We start from the raw sequence: 10264 nt of genomic DNA on the forward strand, positions 1-10264 counted from the left end.
GCGCGTGATGCGCCCTACGGTGGGGATCATGCACATCGCCATGATCGGCACGACAGCTCCCAGCCACATCTATCCATCGCTGGCCGTCATTGCCGAGCTGGTGCGGCGCGGGCATCGCGTCACCTATGCCGTCGGTGATTCTCTGCGACACGTGGTCGAACCCGCGGGCGTCGAGGTGGTGCCGTTCACCTCGATACTTCCCGACGGAGAGGCGTCATGGCCGGATGATCCGGCCGCGGCGATGCAGGTCTTCCTCGACGAGGCGATCGCGTCGTATCCGGTGCTCACCGCGTTCTACGACGACGATCAGCCGGATCTGTTTCTGTACGACATCGGCGGAATGACGGCACCCGTCCTCGGGGTGCGCTACGGGGTGACGGCAGTACAGCTCTCGCCGACGTACGTGGCGTGGGATGGATACGCCGAGGATCTTTCCGATGTACTGACGCCGATGCGTGAATCCGCTGGTGGCCTGCAATACCACGCTTCGTACACGGCTTGGTTGCGAGACAACGACATCGACGCTGATCCCTGGGAATGGATCACCTACCCGCAGCACTGTCTGTCGCTCATCCCGAAAGTGATGCAGCCCAACGCGGATCGGGTACCGGATTCGGTGCGGTTCGTCGGGCCGTGCCTCGATCCGGTACGCCTGCAGGACCGCAGCTGGACGGCACCCGACGCGCCGATCCTGTACATCTCCTTCGGTACGGGCTACAACGAGCGACCCGAGTTCTACCGACTGTGCATCGAGACCTTCGCGAACACCGACTGGCACGTGGTGATCTCCATCGGCCGACGCGTCGACCCGGCCGTGCTCGGTGAGCTACCAGCGAATGTCCAGGTACACGAACATGTTCCGCAGCTCGCGGTGCTCGATGCTGCGACCGTTTTCGTCACTCACGCCGGGATGGGTGGTTGTACCGAGGCGCTGTGGTTCGGTGTCCCGACCGTGGCCATCCCCCAGGCCGTCGATCAATTCGGCAATGCGGCGATGCTCGCCGAACTCGGCGTCGGCGTGCACCTGGAATTCGAGAAGGTCACGGCTTCGAGCCTGGTCGACGCAGTTGCCCAGGCTCGCGAATTGGCACCGCGCGCAGCGGCGATGAGTGCCCAGGTACGAGCACACGGTGGCGTCGAACAGGCGGCCGATGCGATCGAGCAGTTCCGGAACTAGCTCGACGTCACGGCTGTCGAGCTGCGGCCAGGATCTCCAGCTGCGTGAACGTCTCGGCGTAGGTCTCGCGAACCCGATCCCAGGATGCCGTCATGTCCACGCTGTGCGGATCGGGAATCGGCAGCGCGTAACCGTATTGGGAGCGAGGCACAGGATTGCCGGGCAGGACGAGCACCTGTGTGAACGCCGCAGAATCGGGATTGAACGTCAGGGTGTGAGACGCGACGTTCCGGTCCCAATCCTCCGACGGCCACGACAGAAAGATCACATGCTGCGGGCCCTCGGCGACGTCGGTGTACGAGACGTAGCTGCCGTAGTGATCCTCGCCCGGCGAGACGATCTTGTACGCGCCGTTGTCGGTGTAGATCAGTAGGGCCTCTGCGAACGGCTTCCGATCGAACAACGCCGTGTACCTGAGCGCGTGCACGAACACGGGTTGTCCCAGCGGGATCGAGACGGACTCTGTGTGTGCGGTCATGAGAATCGACTCCATCTCCAGCGAATCCGGTGCAGCCAGCCGCGCTGAGCGCGGTCCAGTGCACCCGATTCAGTCCTCCAGAACGCTGACGCTCACGCCGTAGGGCAGGAAGCGGACGCGTCGGCGCGGGTCGGTGTTGTCCTTGTGCGCACGCAGGGCATCGAGTTCGGTGGCGTAGAGCTGGTCGATCTGGGGTGATCCGGCGTCGTCGACGCTGTAGATCGCCCAGACTCCGTCCCCCTTCTGACCTGTGGTTTCGGGTTCCGGCGGAGCTTTGGGTGCCCCGGCGTTGGAGGCGAACAGCGATCCGACCACCTCGCGTAGTCCCTCGGTTGCCTCACGGGCGAACTTGTCGAAGTCGTCGGATCCGAATCCGAACGGTCCTTGGTTGGCCATGGCTGTACCTCCTGAAGGTGAAACTCCAGTATGCGCGTTCTCGCCGAACAGCTGCCGTGTCCACCGTCGAGGTGCTGCTAGGCGGCTATTGCTGTAGCCGAGCCCCGATGGTGTTGTGCAGCGCCCGCAGCGAGTTCTGGCCGAGCGAGACCGTCTGCGACTCGACGTACCGCAGCAGGTGTGAATCGTCGAGCACCTTCTCGCTGGACTGGATCAGCACAGTGCCGGCCCCGGTGAAGTCGAACTGACGCTCCTCGCCGCTGTTCGCCCCGAGGAATCCGCGGGCTGCACCGAGGAAGTTCTGCATCCAGTCGGCGTCGAAGTGATGCGACGGCGAGGGGCAATCCGCCCATCCGACAAGGGCTTCCGGGTCGATACGCAGCGGCGGCTCGGCGAACATGACGGGGCCGTTGGACGAGGCCAGGAACTTGCCGGTGCCCAGCAGCGTCAGGAATCCCGGGACGATGGACTGCTTGAGATCCAGAGTCGGCTCGAAGGCAAGGAGATTCGCGGCCCGGATGGTGAGGTTGCCGTCGTCGAGGTCATAGCTGTTGATGTTGAAACCGCGATCGCCGAGGATCAGCTTGCCCTGACCCTGCGCGAGTACCCAGTCGTTCGAGTACAGCGGAGACGAGAACCGCGCCGCGACGATGGCGGGCATGGACGTCTGCCCGAGCGGCTCGAATCGAACGTTGCCGTAGTACGCGATCATCGCGCCCTTCGACGTGAACCAAGGCTGGCCTGCGAGTTCGACGCAGAACGCATAGTCGTTGCCGGGAACGTTGTCGTTGACCGGGAGGGTGTACGGGGTGTGTATTTCCACGACAGTGCTCCCTAGAACTTCTGCTCGGACGCCTGCACCCATACGGTGCCCATGCCGGTCATCTTCAATTGGATCGCCTCGCCACTGCCCTTGCCGACGGCGTCGCGCCACCCGACGTTCGCAGAGACGTCGACGTTGATGTTGCCGATGTGGCAGACGTACGCCTGCGGATCGACCACCACCTGGGGGTGATCCGGTCCGATCTGCAGCGGAGTCGCGCCCCCGTGCGAGAGAACCGCGACGCTGCCCTGGCCGGTCAGCTGTGTCGTGAACAAGCCTTGCCCGGTCATCGCACCGCGCACTGCTCCGCGGACACCGCCCTGCGAGGTCAGAGCCACGATGGAACTCTGGAGGTAGCCGTCGTGCACCAGGAGCCGATCGGCTTCGACGGTGAGCATCGACGAACCGTCGAGATGGATCACCTCGATGTACAACCCGGCGTGACCGTAGAAGACTTCGCCCTGCCCCTCTGCGGCCATCATCGCCACGTGCTCGCCTGCCATCATCCGTCCGGCCATCCCGGCGACGCCGCCCATGCCCGGCATGGCACCCGCGCCGCCACCCATCGAGTGCGGAATGAACCGAACGTCGCCGGTGTAGTAGAGCATCGATCCTCGACGCGCGAGCACGTTCTGATTGGGTGTTAGAACGGATTTCACTACTTTGCTGTTGACCAGTTCGAGTGGCACGTCAGCGCTCCTCGGGTTGGATGTAGACGACGCCCTGGCCGTCGAAGCGGAGGGAGAACGCCTCGCCGCTGCCGCCGCCGATGGCGGAGCGCCACGTGACGTCGGTGACGAAGCTCTGGTTCAGTTGGCCGCGATGGGCGACGAACGCGTCGGGATCGACGACGAGTGGGTACTGCGGATCGACGGCGAGGGCGATGATCGGCCCACCTTTGGACAGCAATGCCACGGTGCCGGACCCGCTGACGACGGTGGTGAACAGTCCCTGGCCGGAACCGGCACCGCGCAAGCCGGAGAATTTGATGTCGGTCTTCAGTTGCCCTGTGAGAGCCAGCAATTGGGACGACTCTACGTGCAGGTTGTCGCCCTGGACCTCGACGAGGGTGATGTCCTGAGCGTCGACGGCGAAGTAGACGGTGCCCTTGCCGGACACGTCCATCAGCGACAGCGATTCGCCGGTCACCTTCTGTTTGAGCGCGGCGCGGAAACCGCCGCCACCGCCCATGCCGGCGCTCTTGAAGGCGACATCGCCCTCGTACGCCACCATCGAGCCCGACATCGCGCGCAGGGAGTCGCCGGTCAGGTCGGCGACCAAGACACGGTGCCCGTTCATCCTCAGCTGAGCCACGGGGGAACTATGCCACCGCACGCGCCCCCGCGGCTACTGCTGGAGCAAAATTCTAGACGAGCGGCTTCAGAGCTTTACCTGCCAGTTCGACGGCTCCCGGCTGGTGTCCGTTGGTGATCAGGTTGATGATGATGCCGTCGACGCCCTGATCGAGGACGCGCTTCTGCACCTGCTCGGCCACGTCGTCGGGGGTTCCGCAGAAGTGCCGATCGGTGGCCTTCGCCGCGTCCTCCTCGGACAGGTTCGTCAGGTCGAGGCCCTGCTTGAGCACGAACTCACGCTGCAGTTCCTTGGCCTTGTCGCCGTCCTCGTCGACGATGACGAACGCGAGGAAACTCGTCTCGAGGTCCTTGGGGTCGCGATCGACCTCCTCGCAACGGGCCTGGACGGCAGCCATCTTGCGCGGCAATTCGTTTGCGTCGCAGATGATGTTGAGGTGATCGGCGAACTGTGCGGCCAAGCCGAACGTCTTCTTCTCGCCACCGCCGCCGAGCATGATCGGCAGGTCGTCGCGGATGCGGGGCTCGTTCATCGCGTTCTCGACCTGGTACCAGAGACCGTCGAACGTGGGACGCTGGCCGCGGAGCATCGGTTCGATGATCTGCAGTGCCTCGTCGAGTCGCTCGAAACGGTCGGTGAACGTGCCGAACTCGAGTCCGAAGCTCTGGTGCTCGAGTTCGTACCAGCCGGCTCCGATCCCGAGGATCGCGCGACCGCCGCTGACGACGTCCAACGTGGTGACGGTCTTGGCGAGGATCGCCGGGTTGCGGTAGGTGTTGCCGGTGACCAGCGCGGAGAGCTGGATGGTGTCGGTGGCCGTCGCGAGCGCGGACAGCGCAGAGTAGGCCTCGAGCATGGGCTCGTCGGGCTTGCCGATCCCGGGAAGTTGGTAGAAGTGATCCATCACGAATGCGGTGTCGAACCCGGCCGCTTCGGCCTCGCGCGCCTGCGCGATGACCTGGGGAAAGAGCTCTGCGACCGAACCGTCGTAGCTGAAGTTGGGCATCTGGTAACCGAGGCGAATAGTCACGAGATCCACGCTACTCGGATATCGGCCCGTGGCATGTGCCGGAGCGCGATAATTCGACGATGACATCCTTGGAGCTGACCAGGCAGCCGTTCTCCGGATTCGGCGTAAACGACCTGCAGGCGGCGCGCACGTTCTATGCCGAGACGCTCGGACTGACGGTCACCGAGAACGAGATGGGCATGCTCGAGCTGCACCTGGGGACCGGGACGATCGTGCTGATCTATCCGCGTCCCGGGCACGTACCCGCGCAGTACACCATCCTGAACTTTCCGGTGGCCGATATCGAGAGCGCTGTCGACGCCTTGATCGCCAAAGGAGTTGTGTTCGAGCAGTATCCGGACATACAGGGTCGTTCCGCAGGCTCCACTCCTGCCATGGGTACCGACGACAAGGGAATCTTTCGCCATGGCGGACCGCTGATCGCCTGGTTCACCGACCCGGCGGGCAATGTGTTGTCGGTGCTGCAGGACTGACCCTCAGGCTGTCGGCATTCCCGCGGCGAGTGTGATTGTGCCGGAGCTGGTTACGCCTGCGTCATCGACCCATTCGACGACGGCGGGCTCGCCGGGGCGACGTCCGAGCAGCGCCTCCGACAGGTCCGATGAGGATCCGATCTCCGCGCCGTCGAACGTCACGATGATGTCCCCCGCGGACAGTCCCAGGACCTCCGCCGGGGAATCGAACGTCACCGATACCACCCCCGCCCCGATCGCCGGCTTGTTCTCGAAGACTGACACATCGCGCACCGACACTCCGAAATACGGTGTGGGACCCACATGCACGGTGCCACCGGACTGGCCCGCGAGGACCTGGTCGAGTACCGAGACCGCCTCGGAGATGGGGACGGCATACGCCTCGGGTGCCTGCGGCGGCGAGAACTCGGTGCCGTTGCGCGCCTCGTCCGACAACCCCGCGGTGTTCACGCCCACCACTCGGCCCCAGGCATCGAAGAGGGGCCCGCCCGAATCCCCCGCTCGCACATCGGCATCGACGCGAATCATTCGCTCCAACGTATTTCCCGAACCGTCCACCGAACTGCGCGTACGCACCTGCTGATCGAGGGCGGTCACCGCTCCCGGTGCCGGAACCAATACCCCTGCACCCGAGGCATTCCCGACGGCGGTCACCGCATCACCCACCTCGGGAAGCGGGTCCGGGGCAAGCTCGACCACCGGCAGGTCGGCCGCGGTGATCAACTGCACGACCGCCACGTCACGAGATTTGTCGTAACCCAACACGGTGGCGTCGTAGATGAGTCCGTTGCCCATGTGCACTGCGCTGATGTCGGTGGCGTTCTCGACGACGTGGAAGTTGGTGAGCACGATTCCGTCGGGGGCGACGACGAAGCCCGTGCCCGCGACCCCGGAGAATCCTGCGGACGCCGACAAGGTGACGACGGTGGGATCGACGCGAGCTGTGAGCTCTTCGAGCGTCAGGGGTGGCGGTTCGACGACGGGTGCGACGGCCGGTGCCGGAGTTGCGACGAAGTCCGCGGTTCCGGGATCGAGCGACGGCGTCGCGAAGAGCCACACACCGGCAGCGACCAGCGTCAGCACCACCGCTCGTCCACCCGACCGCATAGAGACCGATTATGGTCCGGTGGCGATGGTGGTGCCAGCTAGTTGGCAATCACGGCCAGCGGCCCTCCCTGTGCGGCCGTCTACAGTCTGCTCATGCCCGCGTCGCATCGACCCCGAGTTCTGATCGGCATCTCCGGTTGGACGTACGCGCCCTGGCGAGGAGATTTCTATCCGGCGGGTTTGGCGCATCGCAAGGAACTCGGGTACGCGTCGGAACATCTGACATCGATCGAGATCAACGGCACGTTCTATGCGATGCAGAAGCCGTCGAGCTTCACCAAGTGGCACGACGAGACGCCGGACGACTTCGTGTTCTCCATCAAGGGTGGTCGGTACGTCACCCACATCAAGCGGCTCGTCGGAGTCGAAGCGGCACTCGCGAACTTCTTTGCCACCGGTGTACTGACGCTGGGTGACAAGCTCGGACCGTTCCTGTGGCAGTTGCCGCCGAACCTCGAATTCGACGCGCAGAAGATGTCGGATTTCTGCGACATGTTGCCCCGAACGGTCTCTGCTGCAGTCTCGTTGGCGGGCATGAGGGACGACAAGCTGGCAGAGGATCGAGTGTTGTTGCCTGCTTCGTCGTCGCGGCCGCTTCGGCACTGTGTGGAAGCGCGGAATCAGAGTTTCGCCTCGGACGCGGCAGTGGAGTTGCTGCGACAGAACGATATTGCGTTCGTCGTCGCCGACACCGCCGGCAAGTACCCGTACGTCGACACCCCTACAGCCGATTTCATGTACGCCCGACTGCACGGCGACGAGGAGCTGTACGCCAGCGGGTACACGGATGCGGCGCTCGACCGATGGGCCGCGAAGATCGCGGACTGGACGGCCACGGGCAGAAACGTCCACGTGTACTTCGACAACGACATCAAGGGCTACGCACCCTTCGACGCAATGAAACTGATCGAACGAATCGGTAGATGAGTATTCGACTGTCTAGCCCATTTCATAGACATTCGGATACTTCAATGTTCTCCTCCAGGCGCAGGTAGGGCCTCTGCAACCCGAGAAAGACTCTCTGCGGCGGCCAGAATCGTCGCAACCTTTGCGCTGAGGGCATCGCCCTCGAATGTCTCCGCTCGGCCGCCAACGCTGATCGACGCAATTACCGCGGCGTTTCGTCCGAGTATCGGTGCGCCGACGGCCGCGACGCCGGTGAGGTAGTCCGAATTGCTCAGTGCGTACCCCTTCGATCGGATCTGTTCGAGGCGTGTCAGCAACTCGTCCGGCGCCGTCGGTGTTCGATCCGTGAAGGCCGGTAGATCCTGGGTGAGCCAGCGGTCGCGAATCCGAGCAGAGAATGCCAGCATGGCCATCGGGCCTGCGGTGGCGTGATACGGGAGAACCGAACCGATGGAAATACCCGCGACCACAAGGGGATTGCTCCCTTCATGACGATCGATGCAAACGGCTCCCTCGTCTGCGGGAACCATGAGATACGCAGTGTCGCCGAACTTTTCGGCAATCTCCGACAGGTACGGTTGTGCCGCACCGCGGATGTCGAGTTGGGTCAGTGCCGACGATCCGATCTCGAACACGGGCATGCCGATTCGATACGAGCCCTCGGCCGTGCGGTCCACCCAGCCGGCGTGGATCAGTGTGGTCATCAGTCTGTGCACTGTCGTCTTGTTCATTCGACTTGCCGTCGTCAGCTCGTTGAGCGTCCACACGGGGTGCGTCGTATCGAAATGATCGAGCAGCGTGCAGGCCTTGACCACCGCGCCCACGATGTCGCGGCCGGCGTGGTCGTCGGACTCGGTGGGCGATGCCACGTGTGCTCCTTCGATCGGACTGGGAAGTGCTGCCGCCATCCTACGAACCCCCCTTGACTTGTGATCGCCACCACTCTAGTTTCGGAATGCGTTCCGCAATACGAAATGGATGGTGCTCATGACCGCGACACTCAGAGATCTGACCGAACAGGGCCTGGTGTATGCCCCGGGCGTATGGGACGGACTGACCGCCAAGCTCGCCGAGCAGGCCGGGTTCTCGGCCTTGTGCGCGTCCGGCTTCGCCGTGTCGGCGGCCCTCGGGCTGCCCGACGCGGAGCTCTACACGATGACCGAGAACCTCCAGGCGGTGCGCACGATCGGCGAAGCGTCCTCCCTCCCGCTCGTCGCGGACATCGACACCGGCTACGGCAACGCCGTCAACGCGGCGCGGACCGCGGGCCGATTCGCAGCCGCGGGCGTGCAGGGCGTCTTCATGGAAGACCAGCTCTCACCCAAGAAATGCCCGATCTGCGTTGGCGAGCCGGTGGACCTCATCAGCATCGAGGAAGCGTCGGGCAAGGTTCGAGCCGTCCGGGATTCGCTGCCGGAGCACGTCCTGATGATCGCCCGCACCGATGCTCGTGGCGACGACGCGATCCGACGCGCTACCGCATACGTCGACGCGGGTGCCGACATGATCATGCCCGTCACCAAGACTTTCGAGACCGCCGAGGAGTGGGCTCGCTGTCACGACGCGGTAGGCGTTCCGCTGATGGCGACGTTGACCGCGTCGACCTGGACCGAGCGTGAGTTCACCCCCGAGGTCCTCGGGCAGATCGGCGTTCGACTCGCCCTGCTGCCCACCCAGGTGCTGATGGCCGCCACCGGAGCAGCTCGTGAAGCTCTGCGCCGACTCGCAGGCGGCGAAGCCCCGGCCGACGTGAGCGCCGACGCGTTGCAGCACCACGAGTTCGTCGATCTCATCGGCTTCCCGGAAGTGGAAGCAGCACAACGCAAGTACCTTCCCGCCGACGCGAAGGCGTGATCGGTATGAGCTCCGACGCACTGACGATGGTCGAGAAGATCCTCGGCCGAACCTGTGATGCCGATGTGGTGCACGCCGGAGAGAATCACGCCGTCCGGCCCGCTCGCATGATTGCCTACGATTTCCCCGGTTACACCGACGTGATGTTCCGGCAGATGCGCGAGGACTTCGGCATCACCGAACTCGACGACCCATCTCGTTACGTCGTCTTCATCGACCACATGCTCACCAAGAAGAACGCCAAAGAGCAAGAGGTGCATCAGGTCACGCGAGACTGGTGCGAGTTCTACGGCATCGAGCTGCACGAGGGCCGAGGCATCGGCCACCAGCTCACTGCCGAACTCGGACTCGCGACGCCAGGAGACTTCCTCGTCCACTTCGACGGGCACATCAGCGGAATCGGTGCCTTCGGCGCTCTCGGATGGGGCATCAGGCGCGATCTGATCGAGGCCTGGGTGACGGGACAGCTGTACGTCGACATCCCGGCCACCACACGGTTCGACCTCGTGGGTGAGTTCGGTGCCGGCGTCGACAGTCGCGATCTCGTTCACACGATCATCGACCTGGTCGGTGCCGACGGATGTGCCCACCAGGTGATGGAGTTCGGTGGTCCAGGAGCGCGGTCGATGAAGATCGACCACCGCCAGGGTTTGATCGGCCCAGGGATTTCGGACACTGGACCCGCTTAGGATAGGGATCTACTGAA

The 10264-nt window shown here is 64.0% G+C and carries 12 protein-coding genes and 1 pseudogene; 5 read left to right on the forward strand and 8 right to left on the reverse strand.

Annotated features, from left to right (window positions below; all coding sequences use genetic code 11):
* Positions 1 to 28: 28 nt before the first annotated feature.
* Positions 29 to 1177, forward strand: coding sequence for a macrolide family glycosyltransferase (locus tag QM590_RS23745; protein WP_269596611.1), 1149 nt, complete (start codon positions 29 to 31; stop codon positions 1175 to 1177).
* 7 nt (positions 1178 to 1184) lie between these two features.
* Here QM590_RS23745 and QM590_RS23750 read toward each other — a convergent pair whose 3' ends face one another.
* The 6 genes from QM590_RS23750 to QM590_RS23775 all read right to left on the reverse strand — a co-directional run bounded on the left by QM590_RS23750 (position 1185) and on the right by QM590_RS23775 (position 5218).
* On the reverse strand, positions 1185 to 1655 hold the full coding sequence (locus QM590_RS23750) for a hypothetical protein (RefSeq protein WP_269596610.1): 471 nt from the start codon (positions 1653 to 1655) through the stop codon (positions 1185 to 1187).
* Between the two features lie 69 nt (positions 1656 to 1724).
* Positions 1725 to 2051 (reverse strand): Rv0313 family protein, encoded by a 327-nt coding sequence (locus tag QM590_RS23755; RefSeq protein WP_037194906.1) that lies wholly within the window; start codon positions 2049 to 2051, stop codon positions 1725 to 1727.
* An 85-nt stretch (positions 2052 to 2136) separates the two neighbouring features.
* Positions 2137 to 2916: an AIM24 family protein gene (locus tag QM590_RS23760; RefSeq protein ID WP_068048501.1), complete on the reverse strand. Its 780-nt coding sequence runs from the start codon at positions 2914 to 2916 to the stop codon at positions 2137 to 2139.
* On the reverse strand, positions 2886 to 3563 hold the full coding sequence (locus QM590_RS23765) for an AIM24 family protein (protein ID WP_149406817.1): 678 nt from the start codon (positions 3561 to 3563) through the stop codon (positions 2886 to 2888). Before QM590_RS23765 ends, QM590_RS23760 begins: the two co-directional genes overlap by 31 nt.
* Before the next feature lies 1 nt (position 3564).
* Entirely contained in the window at positions 3565 to 4173 is a 609-nt protein-coding gene (locus QM590_RS23770) for an AIM24 family protein (RefSeq protein ID WP_149407070.1), read from the reverse strand.
* Positions 4174 to 4240: 67 nt separating this feature from the next.
* Positions 4241 to 5218 carry an LLM class F420-dependent oxidoreductase gene (locus tag QM590_RS23775; protein ID WP_170945816.1) on the reverse strand — a complete coding sequence of 326 codons (978 nt, stop codon included), beginning with the start codon at positions 5216 to 5218 and terminating at the stop codon, positions 4241 to 4243.
* Between the two features lie 59 nt (positions 5219 to 5277).
* On the opposite strand from QM590_RS23775, the gene QM590_RS23780 reads away from it, so the two are divergent.
* On the forward strand, positions 5278 to 5691 hold the full coding sequence (locus tag QM590_RS23780) for a VOC family protein (protein ID WP_149406818.1): 414 nt from the start codon (positions 5278 to 5280) through the stop codon (positions 5689 to 5691).
* Positions 5692 to 5694: 3 nt separating this feature from the next.
* On the opposite strand, the gene QM590_RS23785 is transcribed toward QM590_RS23780, so the two are convergent.
* Positions 5695 to 6798 (reverse strand): S1C family serine protease, encoded by a 1104-nt coding sequence (locus QM590_RS23785; protein ID WP_149406819.1) that lies wholly within the window; start codon positions 6796 to 6798, stop codon positions 5695 to 5697.
* Between the two features lie 93 nt (positions 6799 to 6891).
* Here QM590_RS23785 and QM590_RS23790 point away from each other — a divergent pair, with 93 nt between their 5' ends.
* Positions 6892 to 7725, forward strand: a complete 834-nt coding sequence (locus QM590_RS23790; protein WP_269596609.1) for a DUF72 domain-containing protein — start codon at positions 6892 to 6894, stop codon at positions 7723 to 7725.
* A gap of 41 nt (positions 7726 to 7766) precedes the next feature.
* On the opposite strand, the gene QM590_RS23795 is transcribed toward QM590_RS23790, so the two are convergent.
* Complete coding sequence (locus QM590_RS23795) at positions 7767 to 8573, reverse strand: IclR family transcriptional regulator (RefSeq protein WP_269596608.1); 807 nt, start codon at positions 8571 to 8573, stop codon at positions 7767 to 7769.
* 109 nt (positions 8574 to 8682) lie between these two features.
* On the opposite strand from QM590_RS23795, the gene QM590_RS23800 reads away from it, so the two are divergent.
* Entirely contained in the window at positions 8683 to 9558 is an 876-nt protein-coding gene (locus QM590_RS23800; protein WP_411741347.1) for an isocitrate lyase/PEP mutase family protein, read from the forward strand.
* Between the two features lie 26 nt (positions 9559 to 9584).
* A pseudogene (locus QM590_RS23805) lies at positions 9585 to 10217 on the forward strand (aconitase family protein); the annotation flags it as partial.
* Between the last annotated feature and the right edge of the window lie 47 nt (positions 10218 to 10264).

Source organism: Rhodococcus sp. IEGM 1372, from assembly GCF_030056835.1.
Classification (GTDB): domain Bacteria; phylum Actinomycetota; class Actinomycetes; order Mycobacteriales; family Mycobacteriaceae; genus Rhodococcoides.

Coding starts and splice junctions, on each gene's coding strand:
- QM590_RS23745 (WP_269596611.1), top strand. CDS start 29: ATGCACATCGCCATGATCGGCACGACAGCTCCCAGCCACATCTATCCA.
- QM590_RS23750 (WP_269596610.1), bottom strand. CDS start 1,655: ATGACCGCACACACAGAGTCCGTCTCGATCCCGCTGGGACAACCCGTG.
- QM590_RS23755 (WP_037194906.1), bottom strand. CDS start 2,051: ATGGCCAACCAAGGACCGTTCGGATTCGGATCCGACGACTTCGACAAG.
- QM590_RS23760 (WP_068048501.1), bottom strand. CDS start 2,916: ATGGGTGCAGGCGTCCGAGCAGAAGTTCTAGGGAGCACTGTCGTGGAA.
- QM590_RS23770 (WP_149407070.1), bottom strand. CDS start 4,173: ATGAACGGGCACCGTGTCTTGGTCGCCGACCTGACCGGCGACTCCCTG.
- QM590_RS23780 (WP_149406818.1), top strand. CDS start 5,278: ATGACATCCTTGGAGCTGACCAGGCAGCCGTTCTCCGGATTCGGCGTA.
- QM590_RS23785 (WP_149406819.1), bottom strand. CDS start 6,798: ATGCGGTCGGGTGGACGAGCGGTGGTGCTGACGCTGGTCGCTGCCGGT.
- QM590_RS23790 (WP_269596609.1), top strand. CDS start 6,892: ATGCCCGCGTCGCATCGACCCCGAGTTCTGATCGGCATCTCCGGTTGG.
- QM590_RS23800 (WP_411741347.1), top strand. CDS start 8,683: ATGGTGCTCATGACCGCGACACTCAGAGATCTGACCGAACAGGGCCTG.